26 protein-coding genes are annotated in these 24,837 nt (G+C 46.9%); 8 read left to right on the top strand and 18 right to left on the bottom strand.

Features of this window, described 5'->3' with window-relative positions; all coding sequences use genetic code 11:
- Positions 1-639: 639 nt before the first annotated feature.
- From M3630_RS02645 to M3630_RS02665, 5 genes are all read right to left on the bottom strand, one after another.
- Positions 640-1,320 carry a metallophosphoesterase family protein gene (locus M3630_RS02645; protein ID WP_173607869.1) on the bottom strand — a complete coding sequence of 227 codons (681 nt, stop codon included), beginning with the start codon at positions 1,318-1,320 and terminating at the stop codon, positions 640-642.
- A 171-nt stretch (positions 1,321-1,491) separates the two neighbouring features.
- The gene (locus tag M3630_RS02650; protein WP_251251128.1) at positions 1,492-2,139 is read right to left on the bottom strand and encodes a nitroreductase family protein; all 648 of its coding nucleotides are present in this window, start codon (positions 2,137-2,139) and stop codon (positions 1,492-1,494) included.
- Positions 2,140-2,325: 186 nt separating this feature from the next.
- Complete coding sequence (locus M3630_RS02655) at positions 2,326-2,646, bottom strand: hypothetical protein (RefSeq protein WP_251251129.1); 321 nt, start codon at positions 2,644-2,646, stop codon at positions 2,326-2,328.
- A gap of 16 nt (positions 2,647-2,662) precedes the next feature.
- Positions 2,663-5,206 (bottom strand): DNA topoisomerase IV subunit A, encoded by a 2,544-nt coding sequence (gene parC / locus M3630_RS02660; RefSeq protein ID WP_251251130.1) that lies wholly within the window; start codon positions 5,204-5,206, stop codon positions 2,663-2,665.
- Between the two features lie 2 nt (positions 5,207-5,208).
- Positions 5,209-7,179 carry a DNA gyrase/topoisomerase IV subunit B gene (locus M3630_RS02665; protein ID WP_106656492.1) on the bottom strand — a complete coding sequence of 657 codons (1,971 nt, stop codon included), beginning with the start codon at positions 7,177-7,179 and terminating at the stop codon, positions 5,209-5,211.
- A gap of 529 nt (positions 7,180-7,708) precedes the next feature.
- On the opposite strand from M3630_RS02665, the gene M3630_RS02670 reads away from it, so the two are divergent.
- Positions 7,709-8,086, top strand: coding sequence for a YflT domain-containing protein (locus tag M3630_RS02670; RefSeq protein ID WP_251251131.1), 378 nt, complete (start codon positions 7,709-7,711; stop codon positions 8,084-8,086).
- A 68-nt stretch (positions 8,087-8,154) separates the two neighbouring features.
- On the opposite strand, the gene M3630_RS02675 is transcribed toward M3630_RS02670, so the two are convergent.
- From M3630_RS02675 to M3630_RS02710, 8 genes are all read right to left on the bottom strand, one after another.
- On the bottom strand, positions 8,155-8,454 hold the full coding sequence (locus tag M3630_RS02675) for a DUF1292 domain-containing protein (RefSeq protein ID WP_007718819.1): 300 nt from the start codon (positions 8,452-8,454) through the stop codon (positions 8,155-8,157).
- Positions 8,455-8,593: 139 nt separating this feature from the next.
- Complete coding sequence (locus tag M3630_RS02680; protein ID WP_251251132.1) at positions 8,594-8,806, bottom strand: hypothetical protein; 213 nt, start codon at positions 8,804-8,806, stop codon at positions 8,594-8,596.
- On the bottom strand, positions 8,796-9,662 hold the full coding sequence (locus M3630_RS02685) for an ABC transporter permease (RefSeq protein ID WP_251251133.1): 867 nt from the start codon (positions 9,660-9,662) through the stop codon (positions 8,796-8,798). Before M3630_RS02685 ends, M3630_RS02680 begins: the two co-directional genes overlap by 11 nt.
- A complete protein-coding gene (locus M3630_RS02690; protein WP_173607877.1) occupies positions 9,659-10,591 on the bottom strand; it encodes an ABC transporter ATP-binding protein in 933 nt (310 codons plus the stop codon). Before M3630_RS02690 ends, M3630_RS02685 begins: the two co-directional genes overlap by 4 nt.
- Positions 10,585-12,813 carry a hypothetical protein gene (locus M3630_RS02695; protein ID WP_173607878.1) on the bottom strand — a complete coding sequence of 743 codons (2,229 nt, stop codon included), beginning with the start codon at positions 12,811-12,813 and terminating at the stop codon, positions 10,585-10,587. The genes M3630_RS02690 and M3630_RS02695 overlap by 7 nt, the downstream gene beginning before the upstream one ends.
- Positions 12,814-12,827: 14 nt before the next feature.
- Positions 12,828-13,904 carry a TolB family protein gene (locus M3630_RS02700; RefSeq protein WP_251251134.1) on the bottom strand — a complete coding sequence of 359 codons (1,077 nt, stop codon included), beginning with the start codon at positions 13,902-13,904 and terminating at the stop codon, positions 12,828-12,830.
- Positions 13,901-14,455, bottom strand: coding sequence for an RNA polymerase sigma factor (locus M3630_RS02705; protein WP_047067599.1), 555 nt, complete (start codon positions 14,453-14,455; stop codon positions 13,901-13,903). The genes M3630_RS02700 and M3630_RS02705 overlap by 4 nt, the downstream gene beginning before the upstream one ends.
- A 137-nt stretch (positions 14,456-14,592) precedes the next feature.
- Positions 14,593-15,747 carry a trans-sulfuration enzyme family protein gene (locus tag M3630_RS02710; RefSeq protein WP_251251135.1) on the bottom strand — a complete coding sequence of 385 codons (1,155 nt, stop codon included), beginning with the start codon at positions 15,745-15,747 and terminating at the stop codon, positions 14,593-14,595.
- 126 nt (positions 15,748-15,873) lie between these two features.
- Between M3630_RS02710 and M3630_RS02715 the strand changes: the two genes are divergently transcribed.
- Together M3630_RS02715 and M3630_RS02720 are read left to right on the top strand one after the other, a co-directional pair.
- Complete coding sequence (locus M3630_RS02715; protein ID WP_251251136.1) at positions 15,874-16,569, top strand: peptidylprolyl isomerase; 696 nt, start codon at positions 15,874-15,876, stop codon at positions 16,567-16,569.
- A 228-nt stretch (positions 16,570-16,797) separates the two neighbouring features.
- Positions 16,798-17,421 carry a cell wall hydrolase gene (locus M3630_RS02720; RefSeq protein WP_251251137.1) on the top strand — a complete coding sequence of 208 codons (624 nt, stop codon included), beginning with the start codon at positions 16,798-16,800 and terminating at the stop codon, positions 17,419-17,421.
- 311 nt (positions 17,422-17,732) lie between these two features.
- Here the strand turns inward: M3630_RS02720 and M3630_RS02725 are convergent, their stop codons facing one another.
- Positions 17,733-18,497 carry an SDR family NAD(P)-dependent oxidoreductase gene (locus M3630_RS02725; RefSeq protein ID WP_251251138.1) on the bottom strand — a complete coding sequence of 255 codons (765 nt, stop codon included), beginning with the start codon at positions 18,495-18,497 and terminating at the stop codon, positions 17,733-17,735.
- A 102-nt stretch (positions 18,498-18,599) separates the two neighbouring features.
- Here M3630_RS02725 and M3630_RS02730 point away from each other — a divergent pair, with 102 nt between their 5' ends.
- Complete coding sequence (locus M3630_RS02730; protein ID WP_047067608.1) at positions 18,600-18,911, top strand: YfhH family protein; 312 nt, start codon at positions 18,600-18,602, stop codon at positions 18,909-18,911.
- Between the two features lie 114 nt (positions 18,912-19,025).
- On the top strand, positions 19,026-19,475 hold the full coding sequence (locus M3630_RS02735) for a DUF441 domain-containing protein (RefSeq protein WP_251251139.1): 450 nt from the start codon (positions 19,026-19,028) through the stop codon (positions 19,473-19,475).
- Here the strand turns inward: M3630_RS02735 and M3630_RS02740 are convergent, their stop codons facing one another.
- Entirely contained in the window at positions 19,476-19,784 is a 309-nt protein-coding gene (locus tag M3630_RS02740) for an iron-sulfur cluster biosynthesis family protein (protein WP_251251140.1), read from the bottom strand.
- 101 nt (positions 19,785-19,885) lie between these two features.
- On the opposite strand from M3630_RS02740, the gene M3630_RS02745 reads away from it, so the two are divergent.
- The 3 genes from M3630_RS02745 to M3630_RS02755 all read left to right on the top strand — a co-directional run bounded on the left by M3630_RS02745 (position 19,886) and on the right by M3630_RS02755 (position 22,148).
- Positions 19,886-20,026 (top strand): hypothetical protein, encoded by a 141-nt coding sequence (locus M3630_RS02745; RefSeq protein ID WP_007718846.1) that lies wholly within the window; start codon positions 19,886-19,888, stop codon positions 20,024-20,026.
- A gap of 67 nt (positions 20,027-20,093) precedes the next feature.
- On the top strand, positions 20,094-21,149 hold the full coding sequence (locus M3630_RS02750) for a DUF2515 family protein (RefSeq protein WP_251251141.1): 1,056 nt from the start codon (positions 20,094-20,096) through the stop codon (positions 21,147-21,149).
- A 21-nt stretch (positions 21,150-21,170) separates the two neighbouring features.
- Positions 21,171-22,148, top strand: coding sequence for a hypothetical protein (locus M3630_RS02755; protein ID WP_251251142.1), 978 nt, complete (start codon positions 21,171-21,173; stop codon positions 22,146-22,148).
- Here M3630_RS02755 and M3630_RS02760 read toward each other — a convergent pair.
- From M3630_RS02760 to M3630_RS02770, 3 genes are all read right to left on the bottom strand, one after another.
- Positions 22,082-23,011, bottom strand: a complete 930-nt coding sequence (locus tag M3630_RS02760; RefSeq protein WP_251251143.1) for an apurinic/apyrimidinic endonuclease family protein — start codon at positions 23,009-23,011, stop codon at positions 22,082-22,084. The genes M3630_RS02755 and M3630_RS02760 overlap by 67 nt on opposite strands.
- A 64-nt stretch (positions 23,012-23,075) precedes the next feature.
- On the bottom strand, positions 23,076-23,669 hold the full coding sequence (locus tag M3630_RS02765; RefSeq protein ID WP_251251144.1) for a DUF1444 family protein: 594 nt from the start codon (positions 23,667-23,669) through the stop codon (positions 23,076-23,078).
- Between the two features lie 18 nt (positions 23,670-23,687).
- Positions 23,688-24,803 carry a DUF3900 domain-containing protein gene (locus tag M3630_RS02770; RefSeq protein WP_172142372.1) on the bottom strand — a complete coding sequence of 372 codons (1,116 nt, stop codon included), beginning with the start codon at positions 24,801-24,803 and terminating at the stop codon, positions 23,688-23,690.
- Positions 24,804-24,837 lie beyond the last annotated feature (34 nt).

The following is a 24,837-nucleotide window of genomic DNA, read 5'->3' on the forward strand; positions in this document are numbered from 1 at the left end:
GCTCCCTCTTGCATTTGTAAAACCGATAGAGCCCTTTTTTAGTTCTACCCACGTGATACAAGAGAAGTGAATTTCCCCAAGCTATAACTCGTTTTAGGAATCGCCTGTCTCCTGCTTTCTTTTCCGGGTAGACGCAGGCTGGTATGCGGAATGAGAAAACAGCTCCCCATTCTGAATATTAGGAACCTTTACCCGGAAACACCACTTACCCGGAAGAAAAAGCGACCAGATACATGTTTTTACTTATATTCCCTTTAATTGATTTTTATTGAAGTAATACACAGCAAGAAACCATCGCCAAAATGAGATGGTACTTCTTAAATGGCTAGTTCTTTTGTCTTTTCTAGTAGTGGACGATTAGAGTAACGGTCACATTACAACGAGTATGGCAGGGGAAATTGGTCATTAATTTGCTAATATTCACGTGGGCTAATATGATGGTAAACTATAAGAATATGAGTGAGTTGGGAATATTTTACTATCCCAAATATTAGAAGACAAGCCTTTAATTATTAATTTTTGCAATTTATTTAAATAAAAATTCATTACAATATTACTCTGAACTTATCTTGACGATATCAAAAAAGGCTTTCACCCACTCTTTGTAAAGAGAGGTGAAAGCCTTTTATTATTAGTCGATCACTCTACCGAGTAAACCTTTCGGCTTGGCAGCTCCAAGCAATGCAGACGGCCGCCGTATACGGCACCTCCGTCAATGCCGATAATTTTATTTTCTCCGTAATACACATCATGTTTACCGTGCAAATAACTGGTCGGCGTGTGACCAAAAACAACGGTCTTCTCCCCCTGGTAGCCTTTATGGAACTCTTCACGTATCCACATCAACAGATACGGATCAGTCTCTGCGACAGGAGTCTCGGGATGTACGCCCCCGTGAACAAAAATATAATCATCGGTTTCATAATAGCAGTCCAAGCCAGCCAAAAATTCCAGATGTTCTTTGACGGAAGAGGTGATTTCCAAGGCCTCTGGTGCGCCAGACTCCGTATCTGCTGCGGCATGACCATAGCTCGCCAACGTCTTTTGTGCACCGTTTCGGAACCATCGTTCAATAAAGACTGGATCTTGCTCGAATGATTTAACCATCATATGATCATGGTTGCCCATCAACACAATTGCCCCTTCTGCATGGAGCTGTTTTACCTTGTCGACGACGCCCTTCGATTCTGGACCACGGTCTACATAATCACCTAGCAGGATCAATTGATCGTTTTGTGGATCGTACTGAATTTGCTCCATCAACGATTCCAGTTTCTCTAGTTCCCCATGAATATCGCTGATTGCCAACAATCTTTTCATCCTACACCCTTCTTTCGCTCGTCTGCAGCTTCTCTCAGATACTGTCATGTCTCCCTATTGTACGCCCCAATTCACCTGATTGCCAGCATGTCTACCTCTCAAAAGCTTGCAAACGTGAAAAAGCCCAGGCCCATAATCCTATCAGGCCAAGGCTATTCCATTTCTCTATGCTTATTTACTCGGCATCTGATTCCAGAACGTAATCTCTTCTACATCCAGGCGAGTAGTCGGATGACCAGGTTCTGCCGCTTTGCCGACTGCAATCAACATGACCGTTTCATATTGATCTGGAATTTGGAAAGCTTCCTTGAATTTCTCGCTGTTATAGCCTCCCATTGGCACCGTGTCATACCCTCTCGCCTTGGCAACGAGCATCAATTGCATCGAGACGAGACCTCCGTCTACCAAAGCAATTTCCTTGATGCTTGCTCGATCCCGATTCTCATAACGCTTGTTGATGTTGTCGATGAGTGTAGCCTTTACTTCCTCGGTCATATAGCCTGCTTCAACCGCTTTGTTGTAAATGCTCCCTGCTTGTTTGTAGCCCTCATAATCAGCCAGGACTGCAATAACCGCCGCAGCCTCTACCACCTGCTTTTGGTTAAATGCGATGGGGAGCAGCTTCTCTTTCAATGGCTGTTCATCGATAATCAAAAACCGCCATGGCTGGAGGTTGGAGCTGGAAGGTGCCAAGGTCGCTTCCTTCAGCATTTCGTTTAGTTCATCCCGCGAGATTTTTGCTGCTGGATCGTAATGACGTACGGAACGACGCTCCCGAATGACGTCCATAAAAGCCTTTTGATCGATAACTTTTTCCATGATTCCATCCTCCAGTAATAAGTATGCGAATTTAGTAAGTTACTAACTTTATTACACAATAACTCGTGTTCAAACTGTATCACATATTCCATTTTGCTGGCAATCTTTTTGTATGCAAAAAAACGCTTTGGCAAAACGATTCACATCCTGTTATGGATGCAAGCGCGTCACCAAAGCGTTTATTTGTTAAACCGGAGAAAAAGCGGACAGAACGGCTGGCTGTCTAACTGTGTCTCCAGTCGGAAGTTCGACAACGAGATAGCCACTGCCTTCGTCCTCAGCTGCTTCCCATCTCAATGCAAAAGCTTTGCGGCTAAATGCTTCCTCTTCGTCCAGACAAGCAAGCATCGTCTTTAATGTGTCTAACGTAATCGGGACAGGCACACTTGCTCCTTGCTCTTGTGGAAGAGAGAGAAGTTTCGGCGCATCTTCGAAATATTGCACGGTATCGAGGAGCAGAGAAACCTGCTGCCAGCTTAGCGGTGAAACAAAGGCTTCAAACGCCATCTATTCATCATTCCTTTTATTCACGATGATTTCCATCGAACAGGCTAGACTGGACAGTAGGTGTTTTCTGTTGTCCTGCTGTACCAGCTCCGTCTCCCGAACCTTTTGCCGTCGCTTCGTCCTTCGGTTCATCTGTCGGCAAAATGGTTTCAAAAGCAACTGATTTTACTCCACCCTCCACCAGTTGTCGCCCAATGCCACCTTGCTCGTTAACGATCACTTGCTCTGTCTCAACAAGGGTCCATTCGTTCTGCGACGTCCACGCATAAACCGTTTCCTCGATGAACATCGCAACAAGCTCGTGCGGGTTATTTTTTCGTTTACGAATCAACTGTACGCCTTTGCCTGCACGAGCCTGGAGTGGGATCGCAGCAATGGCTGTGCGTTTGACAACCCCTTCAGCGGTCAACAAACTAAAGGCACGAGAATCGACTTCCTCAATCGGAAGCATCGTGATCACAACGTCGCCAGGAGCAAGTGCGATTGCTTTTACCCCGCTCGACGCTCTACCAGTAGCGCTGACTTCACTGCGCTGGAATCGGATGCCCATACCATCTTTCGTCGCACCGAGTATCGCGCCAGCTTCGTCCGCCACAAATACATTCACAAACTCGTCATCGTCGCCTTTTATCTTTGCAGCTACCAACGCACTGGAACGATTTGTTTCGTATTCGGACAACGCCGTCTTTTTCATCAAACCCTTTTTGCTTACATGGTATACATACAGCGGTTGTTTGAAGTTTTCTACGATCGTAAAGCCAACAATCCGCTGATTCTTCTCCAACGGGATAATATTGACGAGGGCCGAACCGATATCCTTCCACTTATCGTCCGGGAAGGCATTGACCAGTGTGGCGAAGTATTTACCGTCCTGGGTAAAGAAGAGAGCGGTGTGAGACGTATTCGTCTCCATGAAATAACGGACACGGTCTCCTTCTTTTACCCCACATGTTTCCAGCGTTCCCCCTACTGATTTGAAGGAGCGCGGGCTCGTCCGCTTGATATATCCTTCGTTTGTCAGGGTTACGATGCAATCCTCGGCATTGATTTGCATTGCGATATCGATTTTGATTTCCTCGATCTCGCCCTGGATTTCTGTCAGGCGCTCTTCTGCGTATTTTTTCTTGATCTCGTTCAGCTCGCCTGTAATGACTTGAATCAGCTTTTTCTCGCTTGCCAAAATCGATTTCAGTTCCTCGATTTCTTTTGCCAATGTAGCCAATTCTTTTTCCAGCTTGACGATATCCAAACGTGTCAAGGAAGCGAGCTGAATGCTCAAGATCGCATCTGCCTGGTTTTCGGTGAAGCCGTATTTCTCCATGATGTTTTTCTTGGCATCTGCACGGTCTTCCGAATCCATAATCGTATCGACGATTTGACGCAAAATGGACTTGGCACGAATCAAGCCTTCCACGATATGCTCGCGGCTTTGCTTTCGATCCAGATCATATTGGCAGCGATTCGTGACGACTTCTTTTTGGTGGTCGATGTACGCCCCCAATAAAGCCTTAAGTCCCATCTGACGGATGGTCCCCTCATGAATCACGTTCATGTTGTAATTGTAGTAGATTTGCAGATCCGTATTTTTGTACAGGTAGTTGAGAATCGCCTGCTCATCCGCTTCCTTGCGAATATCCACTACGATGCGAACTTTTTTCTGCTCGGCCTCTTTGCGTCCGGTTTCATCGCGAACCGCCAGTGCCCCCTCGATTTTGCGCTCCATCACGAGCTCATCGATTTGGGCGACGAGCTTCGACTTGACCACTTCGTAAGGAATTTCGGAAATGACGATTTTTTTGATCTTGCCGCCTTTTGGCTCCTCTACATGCGTCTTCCCGCGAATGATGAATTGGCCGCGTCCTGTCTCAAACGCCTTGCGAATCCCGGACAGCCCTTGAACAATGCCGCCTGTCGGAAAATCTGGGCCTTTGACGTGCTGCATCAGTTCATCCAGCGAGATATTTGGGTTCTTCATTTGTGCAACAGCCGCATCAATGACTTCGCCCAAATTGTGCGTAGGGATATCAGTTGCAAAACCAACCGCGATCCCGGCAGCGCCATTCACGAGAAGATTGGGAAACCGTGAAGGCAATACTGCCGGTTGTTGAGCGGAGTTGTCGTAGTTCGGAATGAATGTAACCGTATCCTTTTCAATATCACGCAAAAGCTCATTGGCCAATGCCGACAGTCTGGATTCGGTATAACGCATAGCGGCTGGCGGGTCTGCATCCAAGCTACCAAAGTTTCCGTGGCCTTGAATGAGCACTTGGCGCATTTTCCACCACTGCGCCATCCGCACCATCGTTTCGTAAATCGCCGAGTCACCGTGCGGGTGATAGGTACCCATCACGTATCCGACCGTTTTCGCTGATTTACGGTATGGTTTATCGTTCGTGTTGCCTTCTTGGTACATGGCATACAAAATCCGGCGCTGTACCGGTTTTAGTCCATCGCGAGCATCTGGAATCGCGCGTGAGAGAATAACCAGGTTGGCATAGTCCCCAAAGCGCTTTCCCATAATCTCCGCGAAGCTCTGCTTAATAATTTGATTGGACAGCATGCTTATTCATCCTCCCCCACTTCAAAGGTGACGTGGTTCTCGATCCACTCACGCCGTGGTGGGACTTTGTCACCCATCAAAACGGTTACCAGCTTCTCACAGTGAGCGAGGTCTTCCAGTTCAACCTTAATGAGCTTGCGCGTCTCAGGGTCCATGGTTGTTTCCCAGAGCTGATCGGCGTTCATCTCACCCAAACCTTTGTAGCGCTGCACTTCAGCACCGCGTCCAGCCTTTTTCAATGCCTGTTCCAGCTCGTAATCGCTCCAACAATAGATTGCCTCTGTCTGCTTGCCCTTGCTCTGCTTTTTCACCTGATACAAAGGTGGTTGCGCAATATACAAGTGACCAGCTGCAATCATCGGGCGCATGTAGCGGAAGAAGAAGGTCAAGAGCAGCGTTTGAATGTGCGAGCCGTCAACGTCCGCGTCAGACATGATGATGACTTTGTCAAATGCACAGTTTTCGATGGAAAACTCTTCGCCAATATCGGTTTCAAGCACCTCGAGGATCGTGCGGAACTCTTCATTCGCCAATACCTCGGATAGCTTTGCTTTTTCTGTGTTCAACGGCTTCCCGCGCAGGCTGAACAAAGCTTGGAACTCTGAATTACGCGCCTGCTTTGCAGAGCCACCCGCAGAATCCCCCTCGACGAGGAAGAGCTCGTTGCGCTTGGAGTCTCTGTATTGCGGCGGAGTGAACTTTTCCGAAATCGATTTGCGCTTTTTCGCGGTTTTGCCTTTCTTGTCGCCGCGCAGGGCTTCGCGTTGTTTGCGCAGCTCTTCGCGAATCTCAGCAGAACGCAATGCCTTGTCAATCAGCAGCTTGCCTATTTCCGGATTTTCCTCGAGGAAGAAGCCTAGCTTTTCGGAAACAATCTGTTCTACGATTGCCCGTGCTTCTTCGTTCCCCAGCTTGTCTTTTGTTTGGGACTCAAACTGGACGTCAGCCATTTGCAATGACAATACACCGAGGAAACCTTCCCGCAAATCGTTTCCAGTTAAGTTCGGGTCCTTTTCTTTCAAGTACCCTTTTTTCCGGGCAAATTCGTTAAAGATCCGGGTTGTACCGTTGCGGAAGCCCGTAACATGAGTTCCACCGTCCGTTGTTACAATGGAGTTGACATAGGACACCAGTGTCTCTGCATAGCCGTCATTGTACTGAAAAGCCAGCTCAACGTAGATATTGTCCTTTTCCCCTTCGAAGTAAACGATCGGATGGAGCGTATTTTTCCCCTCGTTCAAATAAGAAACGTATGATTTCAAGCCATCTTCGAAATAAAACTCTTCCCGTTTCTTTTCAGGACCACGCTCGTCAATCAAAACCATGCGCAGCTTTTTCAAAAGGAATGCCGTCTCACGGAATCGATCACGAATGGTCTCATAATCAAAGCGAGCGTTGCCAAACACCGCGTCATCCGGGAGAAAACGTACCGTTGTTCCAGTGCGTTTGGTGTTCCCTGTGATTTCAAGACCGGTAACCGGTTTACCAACATGCTCAGTTCCATTTGCATCTACAACATATTCAAAGCGTTGCTTATGAATTTTGCCTTCCCGATGGATTTCAACCTCAAGCCATTTGGACAAGGCCACAACAACACTGGAACCTACTCCGTGCAAGCCACCACTTTTTTTATATCCGCCACCGCCGAATTTACCACCGGCATGGAGCGTCGTAAAAATGACTTCTGGTACAGGTCGGCCAGTCTTGTGCATACCCGTTGGAATTCCGCGCCCATGGTCCTCTACACTGACACTTCCATCCTTGTACAAAGTGACGATGATGCTATCATTAACGCCGGCAAGCGCCTCGTCTTTGGCATTATCTACAATTTCCCACAGCAGATGATGCAGGCCACGCGAGCCCGTGGAGCCTATGTACATTCCAGGGCGCTTTCGAACGGCAATCAAGCCTTCTAAGACCTGAATATCTTCTTCCGTATACGTTAATGTTTGCTGTGTTTCTGTTTCCTTCAATCGCGCTCTCCCCTCTACTCTTCGGACACGTAGAAAAACGATCATGCCTTTTTTACTGATGGCTAGCGTCGTATTCACCTTTTTTGAAAAACGCCGAGATGATTCAATCACCATTGAGAGGAACGTTTTCCTAATAAAAGCGAACACTTAATCGCTATTGTACCGTATGGTTCCCATAGTATTCAACGCCAGTAGCAAAATGGGGCAAAAAAGCCACCTCGCCCCTAGCGAGATGGCCGATTCTTCTCAGTATTCCTCGTTCTCATTCGTTCTGTACATGACAAGCTTATTCCATTAATTAGTGTAGCACTATTGGTGAAGATTGGTCAAAATGAAAAACCAAAACATTTGTTTCCCTTTCTCTATTTCTTCCCCCACTGCGTAAATCCTGCTACTATCAAGGAAATATGTCAATTGGTTCTTATGTAGCGTTCACCAACGTTCCTCAGGTATTTCCATTCATTCGCTCTTTGGCTTTGGACATCCTAAAAAGGCATCGATTCCTGAGGCGAAAAAGGGGGGACTACATTTGATCAGTGCTACCAAGCCGTTTGTCAAATTCCACAAGTATGATGCTGAGCTAGCTTCTGACGTTCATGCGCTAAATTCCGCCGGATACAACAGTGATGACATCTGGGTTTTGAAATGGAATCCAGATAAAAATCACTCCAATCAACGAAACAATTTTTATAAATACAGCACCCACTTTGAAAGTGCCGTCGGTCACATTGACAGCATGGCGCATTACTTTGACAATGGCGGTAAAGAACTCCGTCAGCGCCTCGAAAAGCTTGGTCTTACGAAAGATGAGTGCTCGGCTTTGGTTCGGGAGCTGCAAGAAACCGACTATACATGCCTACTCGTTGTACGAGACCTTAAGGATAACATTATTAAAATGAATGATTGATCAACCGCAAGAAAAAGCCACTGCTCGGTTTCTAACGCCAGCAGTGGCTTGTTTCATTCTTACCGGGATTACTTGTCTTCTTTAATGAGTTCGATGCCTTCCAGCACTTCGTTCAGTTTCGCGTAAACAGTGCTTTCCTCATCTTCTTCCAATGGTACCATTTCGCCGCCGTCCACTTGGAATACGAAGATATCTACTTCTTCATCTTCTTCACTTTCTTCATCTTCCACAGCTTCAGCCAAGGCAATATATTCTTTACCGTTCAGGTCGAACATAGCCAATACTTCGAAATCCCCCAACGGTTCACCATTTTCATCGTCCAATGTAATGATATCGCCCAACTCGAGGTCTTTGTTCTCTTCTGTCAATGTGTTCACGTCCTTATGCAGATATTCGTATTCTGTTCCATCATACCGTTTTTTTCCGGGAGAAGCAAACAGGCGAATAACTCTGTGCCTTGCCTGTCCATGAAAAACAACCTACCACGTAAGGCAGGTTGTTAGCTGATTACTCACTATACTCTTGAAGAACACCTTTTTCAAGCAAAAACGCTTCTTCTGCCTGAAGAATCGTCACGATCGCTTCACGTTTGACGTACATCCCGGCAGATGCCAGACGACTCTCAATCGCACGAAGCAGCTCTTCAAAATCAATGATCTGCACTTGTTGATCGCTCACATAAAAACCTCCCTTTTCCCATGCACCTTTTTCATTGTACACGAACAGGTCGTTTCTTCCAACTCCACCATTTTCGGCGAATTGGTTTTAACAAATAAGCGCTCCAGATGATGAGGATAAAGGAAAGAACGAAGTACACACATGAGAAAAACAACCACGGTGCAAAAGTGATGTCATCGGATTGATCGAAAGACTCGCCTAAAATATCGAACAACACGATAATAGGGTTCATCCCTGCCAGCATCTGTAGCTCATACATGCTCCAAACATTGGAATTGATGTACCGTTCCGGATGCGCCTGTTGCAAGGACTCCCCGATAAAAAAGAACAACAAGCCAGTACCTACTACAAAAAAGAAGGCAATGCCGTATGTGGTGACCGTCGAAATCGACGTTCGTTTAATCCAAGTGGAGCAGAACAATCCCAACGACCCGAGAAAAAACATATTCACCGCGAGAAAAAGGACGAGTTGGGCCATTTGTTCCGGGGAGACGCTCCCGTACAGCATTACGATACTGTACAAAGGCATCGAGGCAATCAAAAGCAGCGTGGAGAACGCCAAAGACGTAATGAGCTTGCTCAAAATAATCGTGCGCGTCGACAATTGGGTCGTCAGCAAAATATGCAAGGTCTGGCGTTCTCTCTCCCCACTGATCGCTCCAGCAGTCAGGGCAGGTGCCACAAAGCAAACCATCGCGTAGTGTATCCCCGCAGATATCAGAAACAGATCCCGGTTATCCCCTAACGATTCGGCCTTCAGGGGGTCCATGAGCAAAAAGCCCATCGGTATTCCCCCCATGACAAATAAGTAAATCGCTAATATGAGCATGGTCTTTCTCGAGCGGAATCTTTCCCGCATTTCTTTTACCAAAAGTGGATTGAACAAGAAGTCGCTCACTCCATACCGACTCCTTCCGTAATCGCTAAGAAGACGTCTTCTAAATCTTTCTTGGAATCGCCATAGTAGACGACTGCGACCTGCTCATCCAGCAGTTCTTGAAGCAATTCAGCTTTTTGTTGCTCCGTCCCTTGAAAGTAGAAGCGAAAGCCTCCCATATAGTCTGTCAATTGATGGACATACGGAGAGCTCGCTAATAGAAGTCCGGCTTTGTCCAAATTCCGAAGGGCTCTCAGTTGCATCCTGCTTTGCCCTGTATCCCGATTGCTGACCTCATGCACAGACCCATACGCAATTAATCTGCCTTTTTCAATGACACCAATATCATCACACAGCTCAGCTAGCTCCGGCAAAACATGGGAGCTGATAATAATCGTCTTGCCCATTTCGCGTAGCTGTTTCATAATTTCGCGCAGCTCGATACGAGCTCGCGGGTCCAGTCCTGATGCGGGTTCATCCAAAATCAGCACGGCCGGATCATGTACGAGACAACGCGCTAACCCCAGCCGCTGTTGCATGCCTCGAGACAAAGAATCGACGAAAGCGTCTGCTTTGTGAGACAAATTCACCAGTTCTAAAAGATCACCGACGAGTGCCCGTCTTTTCGAGGCAGGGATTTTGTAAGCTCCAGCATAAAACTCCAAATACTCCACCGCTGTCAAATTGTCATATACACCAAAAAAATCGGGCATGTAGCCAACAGACTGGCGCACACTTGCAGGGTCTTTTCGTACATTGTAGCCACAGACAAAGGCTTCCCCTTCACTCTGTTCCAAAAGGGTGGACAAGATGAGCATCGTGGTAGATTTTCCGGCGCCATTTGGACCAATGAAACCGAACACCTTTCCTGGCTCAATGGAAAGGTTCAAATCCGTCAACGCTTGCAAATTGCCATATCTTTTTCCTAAATGAACGGTTTCAATTACCATTTCCGCACCCCCTCTACCTGGAAAATTGGCTCTGGTAGAGCTAATCGCGACGTTCCATTGTGGGAAAAACGAAGCAACAACGATTGATTTGGCGTCAAGACTTGCTGGAGTTCATTATCGAGGACAAGTCTCGTCCCGCGTTCAACAGGTATCCACCTACCGCTCTTTTGGTGGAAGTATTCGATTCTAAAAGGCTTGAATGAACTGTGATTCAATGGTACCGTTATCCGCTTCATATTGATGGCAGCTTTGTCTGACCGCAGCTCAAATGTAATGCTACCCTTTCCAAGCTGCCAAATGTATCCGGTATTGTCGAAGTCTCCTACCACTTCATACATTTCGGCATCTAGCAAACCATAAGGAAAAGTCACTAGACCTTGTTCATTCGGCTGGAATTGAATAGACTGCTGAATGACATTCCAGTAATTCGCTTGGTGAGGCACCTGCATTGTCATCAGAGGAAGAGGCTCTTTCGTTGTACCGATGATACTTACCTGATTCCCCTCTTCATAATCAACGACTCTTTCCTGCATTTCCTTGATTCGTTCTTCTATTGTTTGCAATTCGTTTGTTGCCTTTGGTTTTCTTGGCATAAACAGGGGTTCAAGCACACTGTCAACCTGCTTTTCTTCGCCCTTTTTCAATGGCCCAAGCGGAATTCGTTGAAAACCAATTTCAATATAAGTTTGATCGTAAGCAAACTCTGTATTGTTTTTCACTTTCCCTTGCAGCCGATTTTCATTAATTCGCAAGGAAGCATCAAAAGCCCCCATGTCGTGCTTTACGCCGATAGCAATTGCTTGTTTCGGTGTCAAATAGGGGAGATTACGGAAAGAGAGAACCTCTTCACCAACCATTAACCCCTCTGGTCGATAATCATTTCGCCCGACTGTCAAAGGCAGGGCAGCGATCGAAGGTTCGAGCTGAACATCGTATTCGTTCTGATCCACCCCTAAAAACGTAGTGGCTGAGCGAACATGAGCCAGTGACTCATCTAATATGTCGATCTTGGTTACGGCATAGCTGGTACTCGTTTTCACAACAGCAGGCTTTCCAACCGCGAATATAGCAACGGTCAAGAAAATTCCTCCTGCTGGGATGACTCCCCACGCCCATTCAGGTTTTCTCATTCTTTTTAGAACGAAGTATGTCAATGGTGCGAGTACAATTACATATCCGCCCCACAACGCCACCATCCAGATCGGCGGAGGCGTTTGTACTTCAGGAATCTTCTTGCTCAAATCAAGAAAAGGCCGGGTCATTTGATCCATAAAAGGCTTCTCTTCAAAAATCTTCTTGGCGCCATGCTGGGTCATTGCATTCTGCCACAGTTGTGGATTGAACTGCCACGATGCCAACGGCTCTGCTGTCACATCATAGTTGACAAATAGCAGCAACCCTCTGCCGTACGATTTTGACACAAATAAGGGCATGTCACGGTTGTATACACCGATACTGCCATTTGGCGCGACTTTTGCAATGTCATACTCACTAAGTGCTTGCTGCAGATCAATATTACCGGCTTTTCCGGCTTCCACAGGGAGAATATCAGCAAACCGCTGGATCATCCCATCTTGATTGGGACCTGCCGAAACAACCACGATCCCTCCCAGCTGGATCCACTCCTTGATCGCTGCCATCTGTTGATCATTTATTGTGGAGCCGCTATTGCCTGCCAGCGCTAACATGTCTATGTTTTCGTAAATCCACGATTGGTCAGGCAACATTTGTTCCGTGAGATTTTGTACGGACAAGGGGCGATTCATTTTGGATTGTGACTGATTGACGGCAAGGAAGTGAAACGCATTGCCCTCCTCACTAATCACCCCAATGGTGCGGCCGTCTGTTGGATATGAGATTCGCAGCTTTTCACTTTTGAGAACTTGACCGTTTTGCGTTACCTGGACGTACCAATCATCGAGCAATATTTGGGAAGGCATATCAAAGTAAACGGTTGTGCTCTTTCCTTGCTCGAGTTTTATTGGACGCCGAAGCTTAAATTCATTATTTTTTTTGACTTGTCGCTGCGATAACTCTACGGCCCCTGTGAAATTCTGTTCCTGGCTGGTTACCTTAACGTTTAGTCTCATCCATGATTCATATTTGACGATCCCACTTAAAGGTATTTCGAATTGTATGTCTATGTTGCTCTCTGCCATAGCTGGGCGTATCGAAAAGCTAAGCCATGTGATGACAAAGATTAACATCCATTTCCATCTCATGCTTGTTCCTCCGCTCATTTTCGTGACGCCAAAGAGATAACCAGTTGTTGCAGCTGATCATGGCGTGAGATAAGCAGTAAGTGCTTACCTTGGTTTGCCCAGTTTCCTTTGATCAGCTCTTCAGATGACTGGTTTCGCAATGGTAGCTCGCGTGTCACAAAAGGCTCTACACCCACGTTTACTTCCATCAGCGTTCCGTTTGGGTGTGTATAGGTCAATCTCGTATCGGAGCTCCACGATGCCCACTGTCCCACTGCAAGCGGGGTAACTTTCCCCGTTCGCATTTCCATCAGCTGTACTTCACCTGCTTTATTGAAGGCAAGCAAGCTTCCATCTGGCGACCATTCAGGCTGAGAGCCTTCTACAAGCTTCCATTCTTGGAACGAAACTGTGCTGCTCACCCAAATTTCTTCGACGCCATTTTTCGAGCGGGTAAAGGCAAGCGAATCATCATGTTCAGACCAGCTTGGTGAAGCGTATAATACTCCTTCTTCTTCCTTCAGCAATCGGCTGCTTCCCATGCTGTAAGCCGTCGGCATCTCCACAATCCATATCCGCGATAATTTTTTATCCTGCTCGACGACAGCGATTTGCTTTCCAGAATTAGACCATGCTACCCCGGTGTATTTGCCTTCTGTTGGCGGCAATTTGATCGTGACTGGCTTTAATTCCTCGTCGATTGGAATGGTTTTCAGCTCTGTATTGTTATTGATATAAGCTAGCTGAGTGGCTTTGCGATCAATGTCAACAAGCTCCACGGCTGCTTGTGCTGGCAATTTAAGGACTTCATGCTCTCGAACGGCAAGAGAGGTATTGTTCCACCACACAAATCCGCCTATGGCAAGGGTGAGCGCAGCAGCAGCGATTCCGCTCCAAACTAACTTCCCAAGCTTTTTGGGTGCGGCATTTGGAGCCTTTGTCTGTTTGGCCTCGAGATCTCTCATTTTCTGGAGCAATTGCTTTTTCAGGTCTGATTTTAGCTGATAATTGACCGGAACCGATCCGCGCATCTGCTTCAAATGGGCTAGGAGTTGGGTTACGGTCTGATCATCCGATTGATGATCCTGGGGGTGTTTCTCCTCTTCTCTCATTCGGAGTCCCCCCTCTCATACATCTTCTGAAGTTTTTGTAATCCGCGATAAGAAATCATTTTGATACTCGATTCTGTTTTGCCGAGCACCTCAGCTACCTGACTGATTTTAAGGTCAGCAAAATACCGGAGCATCAACACGTCACGTTGATCCTGAGACAACAAGTCCAGACGATCACGAAGCAGACGAATCTCTTCATTCGTCAGCGCCTGTCGCTCCGGCTGCCATGTGTCATCCGGTTCTGCTCCTAGAAAATCTTCCTGGTCAACAGGTAACTCCCTGTTTTTTCGCATAAAATCCACATATGTATTGTGAGCAATACGAAAAATCCATGATGCGAATGGACTTGTTCTGCTATATTGCTCGAATTTTTCTAGTGCTTTTAAAAAGACCACGGTGGTCAAATCATCGGCATCCCACGTACTTTGAACCCGGCATCGTAAATACCGGTTGACGCGATCAAAATATTCGTCATACAGTTCCGTAAATGGACGAGATTCATAATAATCTCCGGATGATGGCCCCGACGGTTGCTTCATAGCCATTCCCATTTGCGTTTTCCTCGGTTTCTTCCAGACTGAAGCATGTTCTCAGAATGGACTTTCTCCACTGCATTCTGAGACTACTCTAACTAAGTAATACGTATTACTTAGGAAGAAAGTTTCATAATGTGGCAAAGTTTTTTGAATTATTTCCCTAATGCGGCATCTAATGCTATCTGAATGTCTTGAACAGCTTCAATTCCGACCGATAACCGTACCAGTCCCATCGTGATTCCCGTTTCCTTGCGCTGCTCTTCAGAAAAAGCACGGTGGGACGTCGTAACTGGATGAGATACACTCGTCTCCACACCTGCAAGAGATGGAGCCAGCTTGATCCAGTCAAGCGCCCGGTAAAAGTCGTAAATCTTCGTCTCTTCTGCCAGAACAAAGGATACCATTGCTCCCTGTTTTTGCATTGAAAAAAAGAAGGTATCTGTAGGACTTGGGTAATACACTCGTCCAACTGCAGGATGATCACGAAGAAACGCAGCGATCTGGCTGGCATTATCGCATTGACGCTCCATTCTCACTGCCAATGTTTTCAAACCGCGCGATGTCAACCAGGCCTCAAAAGGACTGAGCGATGCACCGTAATTGGCTACGATCTCAGTGGCACGCTTGATCGTCGCCTGTGATCCAACCAGAACACCTGACGTCACATCGCTATGTCCCCCAATGTATTTGGTTCCACTATGTACCACGAGATCTGCTCCAAATGATACGGGTTGTACCAAATACGGAGTCGCGAACGTATTATCCACCATGACGGTTAAGCCAAGACTTTTTGCTTCCTTGATCCAGTAAGGTAGATCTACCACAGTCAATAGCGGATTGGTGATAGTCTCCACGAAAAACAGCCGCGTCGTTGGTCGAACATGATCAGCAAGCTTTGTCATTCGACCAAGCTGGATGCACTCAAGCTCGATCCCAAATCGCGACAGCTCCTTGTGCAGAAGAGCGTAGGTACCGCCATAAATTTCATGGGAAGCCAGCACGTGATCCCCAGGGGAAAGAACGGCAAGTAAACCAGCCATGATCGCTCCCATACCGGAGGCAGCACTGACACCTGCTTCTGCACCTTCTAATACAGCGATAGCATGAGCCAGCTCAGCTTGGTTCGGATTGCCATTTCGGGTGTACAAATATTCTCCTTCGCCGACGTAGTACGCTTCTACTTCTTCCAAGCCTTCGAAGGCAAAAACAGAGGTTTGAAAAATCGGTGTCGTTTTGCTCTTTACCCGCAAAGGATCATGTCCGATATGTACCGTTTTGGTCTCAAATCGCTCTGCCACATTGATCACCCTTTTCTCCCAATCATACCACGCGAGATTGGAAAGGAAACTAGCGGATTGGCAAAAGCTCGACTATTTGTGTTATAATTCGAAACCGAACCACCCAACAGTATGAAACAAAGGAAGGTGCATAAGATGAGAAAGATGATGACAACTCTGTTCGCATGTCTGACGGCAATCGCCTTGGTTACGGGTTGTTCTACAGGAAGCAATGAAGCCGCTCCTAATCAGCCGACTACGCCAGCAGAGAAACCAGCATCCAAAGAGCCAGCTAACCCACCGGGTCCAACCGGAGAGAAGAAATACGAGAAGGCTCCGGCTATGCAGATTGACAAAGCAAAGGACTATCAAGCAAAAATTTCTACTTCCATGGGAGACATTACGATCGATCTGTTCGAAAAAGATGCTCCAATTGCTGTCAACAACTTTGTTTTCCTCGCAAAGGACAAGTTCTATGACGGCATCACGTTCCACCGCGTTATGAAAGACTTCATGATTCAAACAGGTGATCCATTGGGTAATGGCATGGGTGGCCCTGGCTACACGTTTGAAGACGAATTGAAAAATGGTCACAAATACGAACCAGGCGTAGTTGCCATGGCGAATTCCGGTAAAAACACGAATGGTAGCCAATTCTTCATTGGTTCTGGACCTGACGTGACAGGATTGGACAACTCTCCGAACTACACGATTTTTGGAAAAGTCACAGGTGGCATGGATATCGTGCAAAAAATTGCCGGAACAAAGGTAAAGAAAAACCCACAAACGGGTGAACCAAGTGTTCCTGAGCAAAAAATTACCATTAAAACCATTACGATTACGGAAAAATAAGAGCAGCGTCAAACTGCACACGAAAGCCACTTTCTCAACAGGAAAGTGGCTTTTTTTATCGAGGAAACATCTGTTTATGAAAACACTTTCACGAATCGAATCATTTTGTAAATAGTTCTATGGTACCAATTACCTCTTGAACCATTCCGATCAGACCGCTAGACTTGCAAAAGACCTGATTCGCTTCCGCAATCAAAACGCAAAGAGCGAAAAGGAGTGGTTCACACCATGTTGACACGAGAAGCGCCAACGCGCTTTTTCTTCTTTTTGAACAGTTTTGGCTTGATGCTGTTATGCTTATTTGTCACACCGACAAGTGCAATGGCACCACAACCAGTACAAATCCTCCCTGTTCTCGATAGTGCAACGGTGCCATCGGAACAAGTTTCGAAGAAGGAAAAGACACCAACCACATCTGCTGCAGCAGTAAAACGCAAGTCTGTGCAGGTTAGTCGTGATAGTCGTCCAAAAGTGGTTCGGAATGGAAAAGTGAAAGTTTCGGAGAGGGATATGGAACTGCTCGCCCGGTTAGTGTATGCGGAAGGCCGGGGAGAACCGTATGAAGGACAGGTAGCGATTGCTGCCGTTGTATTGAATCGGGTTGCTTCAGATGATTTTCCAAATACGGTACGGGAGGTTATTTATGCTCCCAATGCGTTTTCGCCTGTCCATGACGGCAATTTGACACATAAATTAAATGAGAGTACGAGAAAAGCGGTCCAGGAAGCGGTCAATGGAAAGGATCCAAGCAACGGTTCCCTGTACTTCTTTAACCCGGATACGGCTACTTCCAAGTGGATTTGGTCACGTCCTGTAACGGTTGAGATCGGTAACCATCGTTTTGCTCGTTAACGCGCTACTTCCCGAAAAAGATTTAATAATACTTTATTTTTATTTAATGGATGTTTTACTTTTGCTTGCTATGTTGTAGGTGTAAGCACTTTTTCAACGCATTGAGAAAAAGTTCGATTATCTTCTTTGGATGACTTTTTAACGTAAGCATGTTTAGATCGATTATTCAATCTGAGTATGCCTACGCTAATAGCTTTGATTGATTGACTGTTTTGGGTGAGAGCAAACCAGTCATAGAACAATCAGTCGTTCTTTTTCTCAATCGCCCCCAATAATTAGGCATTCCCAACGTGGGAATGCCCCTTTTTTTATTAAAATCCGTATATAGACATACCGCCATCAACCGAAAGCGTTTGACCGGATATGTAGGAAGCGGCATCAGAGGACAAGAAAATCGCTGGCCCTACCAAGTCCTCGACATCCCCGATGCGGCCACTTGGCGTTCTCTGCAATACCTCTTGGACGAACGCTTCGTCACTAAGCAAGCTCTCTGTTAATGGCGTACGGAAATACCACGGCGCGATCGCATTTACGTTGACCCCAAACTTGCTCCATTCTAATGCCAGCACCCGCGTCATCTGGATGAGCCCTGCTTTGCTGGCACCATACGCGACACCCGTACGAAGTGCTACTACACCTGCGACCGAAGCAATATTGACGATTCTTCCATAGCGCTGCTCGCACATGATCTTGCCTGCAGCTTGACTCATAAAAAACGCTGCTTTCAAATTCAAATCCGCTACCCTGTCCCACTCTTCTTCCGTTACCTCATGAGCTTTTTTGCGAATATTCATTCCTGCATTGTTGATCAGGATATGAACACCCCCTAGTCCTTCGACTGCCTGCTTCACAACATGGTCCGCTGCATCAGACACAGTCAAGTCAGCCTCGACAGGAACAGCCAGTCCGCCTTTTGCTTCAATCTCCGATACCACCTCTTGCAAGTCGGAAGCTGTTCGCGAGACCACCGCAACCTGTGCACCCGCTTCTGCGATTCCCAACGCAAGTGCCTTCCCAATTCCTCTGCCCGCACCTGTGATGATTGCTTTTTTTCCATGCAAATCAAAACGTGTCATTTTCGAAACGACTCCCCTTTCGTTTCCTTAGAGGATTCTGCATCCATCGCCTTTTCCCTTGTCTTTTGCTACAATATACCTGTATGGAAAGGGGGCAGTCCGTTGCGTTTGTACAGTCAGATGACACTCGCCGAGCTGCAGGAGGAAATGGAGCGCCTGCACGTAGAAGCGAAAGAGAAAAAGGAGCTTGGTGATCACTCACAGCTTGCGATCATTACACAAAAGTACTTTATGGCGAAATCGTACTATTTAGGAACGGGTGAGTTCCGTATCGGCAGCAAATACAGCGTGCCTGATTATGATCAGCCATTTACAATCGACTATTTCAACGGCGTCTTTGCTTGGGGACGTTTCCCTGATTCGGATGAACAGACTGGTTTTCCAGTAGGAATGCTGGAACTGTGGTTCGACTAGAAAAAAGAGATCGGCACTCGCACTCTTGTGCATGCCGATCTCTTTTTTCTTGCCCGGGCACATGCCGAAGCATATGGATATACTAAAAAAAAACGAAAGTGAGCCAACCCGCTTATGGACTGGATTTCTATCATCCTTTTGGTATTACTGGCGCTCGGTGTCGTCGGCAACAACGCCACCGTCTCCATTGCAGTTGCGATTCTCCTCTTAATGAGGCTCCTGTCATTGGACCGATATTTCCCTCTACTCGAGCAGCATGGATTACAGCTCGGGATTATTATATTGACGATTGGCATCATGACCCCGTTGGCAAGCGGCAAGATCAATCCTTCGTCCATCTTGGAGATTTTTACGAATTGGCATTCGTTACTGGCTGTCGCCATCGGTATGTTTGTGGCTTACCTGGCGGGAAAAGGAACGGCCTTGATGACCCAAAATCCATTGATCGTGACTGGCCTTCTGCTAGGGACAATCGCTGGTGTCACTTTTTTCCGCGGTGTTGCAGTCGGTCCTTTAATTGCAGCAGGGATTCTCGCCTTTATTTTGCAATTTCTCCCGAAGTGATTAGGTCCAGCGCTCTTTCAGTTGAAGGCCATAGGCCAAAATTTGTTGTGGCGTGACCATGCGAAAGCCTTGCTGGGCACGATAATCAATCGTAAGCACATCAGACCCGATATAGGTGATCGTTTCGCGATCTATCAGAAACGTCAAAGAATCAACCTGGTAGACTTCATCTTCTGGACCTTGAGTATCCCACCACAGCGCATACTCTACATTCATCCCGCAGCCACCGACTAGCTCACCGTTGATCCGAATGGGCTTGTCCGTACTGGCTATGCGTTCTACAGCTTCTTTTGTCACTTTTACTATCATATTTGGTGCCACCCTTCTCATGATTTTCCAGCATGCTGGATGCATCATCTCTTACATGATAGCATACAATGCTTGAAAGGCAGCAGAAAGGACGATCATCTATGAATATCTACGAACAAGATGGGATTTTTGTCGCGGAAACGGAGTTCCAATCGGAGCACGTTGTCATTTTTGCGAATACGTGGGAGGAAGCCAAGGAAAAACTACTCGTTCGGCTTCTCGTACTAGAAATGATTGGTTGAATAAAAAGCGGGTCGCCCAGTAGACCTGCTTTTTTCCATGTGAAAAAAACAAGGAGCACCCATACCGATGACAGATAAGACAGCAACGAAAATAGCCGAGCAGCACCTGGTTGCTCAAATCAGACAAGCAACAGCCAAAGCCAATCGCAACAATGTGACCCGCACACAAGCATACCTCGCCTTTTATCTCGAGCACCAAGAGGTTCACTGGGCATTATTGGCCCATCTGGTCTCACGAAATGGCGGGTGGAACATGACCGATTTAAAAGGAGAATGGCTACCGCTTATCATGGATGCACAAGCAATCGAGCCGTTTTTTTGGTTTTTGGAAAGATGCAACTGGCTGATTTTTCACGATGCCTATCCGCAATTACTTCTGTATGCGGAGATGAAACGAACGGGGACAGATTTAACCAACCTTTTGGCGCCACTTGGTGTTTCAGTCTTTATGCAACCGTATTGGCAAGAGTTCCTCGTATCCAAAGACAGTGCGAACCTTACACATGCACTCATCGTCAATGAGCAGCAATATATCGAACAGCGTGTCGTACAGAAGCCGTTTACCCTGAATCATATTTTTGCTTCGTTTGCTTTCGTCGCCCAATCTGCTCTCTCGATGAATCAAGTGCTCATTCCTTATAAAGCGCACCCTACTGACCGCCGACTCAGCTTGATCGGGTTGAATGTTCACCATTTTCCCGATGTCAGAAACCGCATTCAGGTCGGAAAGACGTTGTACCACCAATTGTTTGGGGAGCGTTTTCGCTTTGAGAAAATACTGTCCTACTGCTCTCGTATTCCTCATACAGGCTCACGAGCAGATTATTGGCCGCATTTGTTCACACCTCATCATGCACCTTCCACCACAGAAGGCGAGTATCAACTACGCTTGGATGGACATGAGTTGCTAGAAGGAAGTCCGCGGATATACAGCCCACGTCTTCAAGATGCATGGGCTGATTATGGACACGATCCGGCAGATGGGGTAGATTGGTTTCGAGATGAAAAATGGCACGAGGTCGTGAAAGAACCCGCTTCACTGCCAACCATCGACAGTGATTCTTATGTGCGTTCACTGCAATGGATCGAATACGGAGTCAAACTCGTCTCAGCAATCACGTAGCTTGGAGAGGAGATCAGTCCCATGGAAAAATGGATGCAAGAAATGGCGTTGAATCAAACAAGTTTTTTGCTATCCTGCCAATTGCCGAGCGGTACCTTTCGCCTCGGCCCCCAACGTGATCAAATCAATCCTTACTTTACCAACCTGGGTGTTATTTCCCTCATCCGAATGAAGGAGGTAGAGGCTGTTCGCGGTCATCTCGATTGGTATTTGCAAAACCTGAATGCGAACGGCTACATCAATGATTTTCGTCTTGAACAGGGCAGAGAAATCGATACCGGCACAAATGATAGCGAAGATAGCTACCACACCACTTATTTCAGCCTGCTTGCAGAATGGATACGGGCAACGGGGCGTATAGATTGGCTGCATGCCAACCACGCTACACTCTTGTCCCTACTCCAAGCAGTTGCCCGCCTTCAACAGAAAGACGGTTTGACTTGGGCAAAGCATTCGTATCGGGTTAAATATTTGATGGACAATTGCGAGGTGGCCAAGGGGCTGGCAGATGCTTCGTATTTATTTTCGTTAATCGGTGATGTGAATGCTGCCGAGGAAGCGGCTTCACGTGCGAAAGCCTGTGAGCTCGGTATCAGTGGGATGTACAGTCGAATTCGCAAATCGTATGCCATGTATGATCGTACGTACCCCGGCTGGCGAAAATGGTACCCGGACGTCACTTCCCAAGCGTTTCCGATTGTCTACAGCATGACAGATGCCAACACGGCCTCGCTGCTTTACCAAAGGATCACAGACGCTTTCCCGCATTTTGATACGTTTCAGACTGGTGATTTATACCCTTGGATGACGATGGGGGTATGCGCGCAAATGATGGGCGATAAAACACGGGTGAAGACCATGCTCGTGACCGCCACAGACTTGTACATACACGGCCCCAGGTACCCGTACTGGCTCATTCAAGATGCCGGACGCTATATTGAATTATTACTGGACGTGGATTCATCAGGTTCAGATAAGAGTTGCTCTACCCAACGATAGCAACGCTCCAGTTGCCCGTCTGTTACTAGGTCGGAACGATGCTCGAACATAATCTTTACATGTGGGTTCTCCTTTCTGATGATCGTCAGGTAGTCTTCAATCGGAGCCCACCCTTCTTCCGGTTTACATTCAGGAAGAACGGGAAAGTGAACGAATTCAACCTTGTCAGCAGTCACCTTCATACTCTTCAAATGAATGCTCCACGCATATTTCGTATACGTTTGAATGACGTCACGCGCATTGAAAAACGGGTCGATTTTTTCTTGCAGGAACAATCGGCCGGTATCGAGACAGAGCTTGATCGTTGGATATTTCCGGAGCAAGGACTCTAAAAATTCTGTCTCATACACATATCGATTGAGCGCATCGAATTCAAGGACTGGCGTGAAGTGATACTCCTTGCCTTTCTCAGCCAACCACGCAAAGACCTGCTCACTACGATATTGAAATTCTTCTTCCGAGTATGCTTGCTCCCATACATAATCTCGACAATCATGAAAACGCCACACATTCCAGTCGACGCGATCGTCTAAAATGACAGGCTTCGGATAATGGAATAAGACATAGGTTGGCTGAATGAATGACATAAACGCCAGTTCCCTCTCTATCCTTTCAAATGCATCGGCTCTTGTCTGATCATGAGCATCCATGAATAATGCATCCCGCAGCTCGGACTGACCTGCACGCAGCGGAAAATGAACACCAATCGCAAATCCTTTTGCTTGAGATTCACGCTGTAGTTGTTGGATATCCTCCTCTGAATCAAACAAGCATGCCTCGATTCCGTAAAAGCCCTCCTTAAAATCTCGTTCGTATTTTCCCTGATCAAAGCCTCCATATTGACCAATCATGAAATTATTCATTCGAGGGTTTCCTCCGATTTTCGCACAGTATAGAAAACGCGGGAAGCCTGTTCCCGCGCTTGCTCTACTTTCTTTCAATTTTCGTACCGGAGTCGTGCGTCACGACGAGAAATGGGGTCAGTTCCCCTTCTTCCCAATAAAAAGGCAAGACAGAAATCGGAACTTGCCCTTTCGATGCAAAATCATACGTGAGACGCGCTAACAGATGCGCTCCAGCTTCTCCTGCCATATCCGCCACAATCAGCACATCCTGATGCGGAATCGCGACACCAAGCACGTCTCCTTGCTTTTTCTGATCCATCTCCGCCAGAAATGAATCCAGCAAAATTCGACTTGCTGCATAGCCGTCTGTCGGACTAATAAAATGGATGCGCTGACCTCCTACCTCTTGTGACTTTACTGAAAAGGGGAGCTTTCGCAAGTTTTCCATCGCGTATGAATGAAGCTGCTCGCTCGTCCAGCCTGCTTCCTCTAGCATCCGCTTCTCAATCAATGCGTAGCCTTCCCCTTGATCTAGGGCGTACAGTACATACGTATCTGCTGTATGTTCCTTCACAACCCACCTCTCCGGGTACTTGTGGATCATCGAGGCATGGCGCAATACCGGATAAATATTAGGCTCTTGGCCGGTTACTTTCAGTTGTCGATCCAACTCCATCACTCCCTTCATCATTTATTACCAAGGTGGATTATCGTCGTCCTCCGTTGGCGTGCTCATCGGTGTATACGCAACGTTTTGGCTTCGCTCTTCGATTTCTTTCACGATGTCCGTCAACGCTTTTGGCTTTAAAAACTCAACAGGAGACATGCCACGCTCGAACTGTAGCTGCTCGCCTTCTAATAATACCAAATAACGCCCGTTTACTTTCGCGATATGCAGGTTGGTACCGTAATCGGCCAATAATGTACGGATCTGCATATGATCCAGCTTGAACTTCAGTTCGACCTCTGGTTGGCGATCTGTAATAATTTGCATCGCTTCCATCACGGTCTCATGCTCCCATTTTTCTGCGAGCTCCCGCTTAGGACTTGCGGCAATGAGTTCAATGGCTTCCTCTTCCCGTACCCGCTCTTCGGATGCTTCAGGATACGTATATTCGATGTGCTGTCTCGCCAATGAAATGACTTCTTCAGAGACGATCTGCGTCATCGTTTGCGGATACTCGATGAAACGCAGAAACTCCTCGAAATACCGTGCGTGGGAGAATTGATGAATTTTCACGTGATAGGGATCATTCATCCCCGATTCGATCATATACGGGTACATCAGCGATTTCATGTTTTTGGCATTGATCGCCATGCGCACATTCGATATGAGGCTCTTCTCATCTGTGATGACTGCTGTTTTTTGTTCGAAATCGCATTTTAAAATAAAGACATAGCGCTCATCAATTAGATCGAGCCTCGTCCGCACTACAATCATAACCCCGCCTCTCACCTGAGAGGTTCGCAAATACGACTGAATCAACTCCTGACAGGGCTCCTTGCTCTCCCCTGGCGTTTCCGCTGCCAACAATCGATTCAAGAGGGCATAGTTGGGGTTCGAGTCCAATGGATGTCCAGGCTCCAACACAAATTGACCCAGTTTTGTCGGCGTGCCTTCTGTCTTTGGATTCATCTCGACTTTTCTTTTCGCAATCCGGGCGAATTCCCCATCGAGAAAATCTTTCAGCTCGCTCTTCTGATATTCATCATGGCCCAAATAGCGCGTCATTCGCACTTGTTTTATGCCATCCTCTTCTTCAGGCTGTTCCATCAGATAAAAGGATAACCAGTCAATTGTAAAATTCATACCCTTCGCTCCTGTCTGCATGTAACGAACTGAT

It is taken from the genome of Brevibacillus sp. MER 51 (assembly GCF_023714195.1).
Classification (GTDB): Bacteria; Bacillota; Bacilli; order Brevibacillales; family Brevibacillaceae; genus Brevibacillus.

Coding starts and splice junctions, on each gene's coding strand:
- M3630_RS02695 (WP_173607878.1), bottom strand. CDS start 12,813: ATGAGATGGAAATGGATGTTAATCTTTGTCATCACATGGCTTAGCTTT.
- M3630_RS02690 (WP_173607877.1), bottom strand. CDS start 10,591: ATGGTAATTGAAACCGTTCATTTAGGAAAAAGATATGGCAATTTGCAA.
- M3630_RS02755 (WP_251251142.1), top strand. CDS start 21,171: ATGGAAAAATGGATGCAAGAAATGGCGTTGAATCAAACAAGTTTTTTG.
- M3630_RS02725 (WP_251251138.1), bottom strand. CDS start 18,497: ATGACACGTTTTGATTTGCATGGAAAAAAAGCAATCATCACAGGTGCG.
- M3630_RS02735 (WP_251251139.1), top strand. CDS start 19,026: ATGGACTGGATTTCTATCATCCTTTTGGTATTACTGGCGCTCGGTGTC.
- M3630_RS02705 (WP_047067599.1), bottom strand. CDS start 14,455: ATGGGAATGGCTATGAAGCAACCGTCGGGGCCATCATCCGGAGATTAT.
- M3630_RS02765 (WP_251251144.1), bottom strand. CDS start 23,669: ATGGAGTTGGATCGACAACTGAAAGTAACCGGCCAAGAGCCTAATATT.
- M3630_RS02760 (WP_251251143.1), bottom strand. CDS start 23,011: ATGAATAATTTCATGATTGGTCAATATGGAGGCTTTGATCAGGGAAAA.
- M3630_RS02750 (WP_251251141.1), top strand. CDS start 20,094: ATGACAGATAAGACAGCAACGAAAATAGCCGAGCAGCACCTGGTTGCT.
- M3630_RS02740 (WP_251251140.1), bottom strand. CDS start 19,784: ATGATAGTAAAAGTGACAAAAGAAGCTGTAGAACGCATAGCCAGTACG.
- M3630_RS02655 (WP_251251129.1), bottom strand. CDS start 2,646: ATGGCGTTTGAAGCCTTTGTTTCACCGCTAAGCTGGCAGCAGGTTTCT.
- M3630_RS02650 (WP_251251128.1), bottom strand. CDS start 2,139: ATGGAAAAAGTTATCGATCAAAAGGCTTTTATGGACGTCATTCGGGAG.
- M3630_RS02770 (WP_172142372.1), bottom strand. CDS start 24,803: ATGAATTTTACAATTGACTGGTTATCCTTTTATCTGATGGAACAGCCT.
- M3630_RS02700 (WP_251251134.1), bottom strand. CDS start 13,904: ATGAGAGAAGAGGAGAAACACCCCCAGGATCATCAATCGGATGATCAG.
- M3630_RS02645 (WP_173607869.1), bottom strand. CDS start 1,320: ATGAAAAGATTGTTGGCAATCAGCGATATTCATGGGGAACTAGAGAAA.
- M3630_RS02720 (WP_251251137.1), top strand. CDS start 16,798: ATGTTGACACGAGAAGCGCCAACGCGCTTTTTCTTCTTTTTGAACAGT.
- parC (WP_251251130.1), bottom strand. CDS start 5,206: ATGCTGTCCAATCAAATTATTAAGCAGAGCTTCGCGGAGATTATGGGA.
- M3630_RS02745 (WP_007718846.1), top strand. CDS start 19,886: ATGAATATCTACGAACAAGATGGGATTTTTGTCGCGGAAACGGAGTTC.
- M3630_RS02715 (WP_251251136.1), top strand. CDS start 15,874: ATGAGAAAGATGATGACAACTCTGTTCGCATGTCTGACGGCAATCGCC.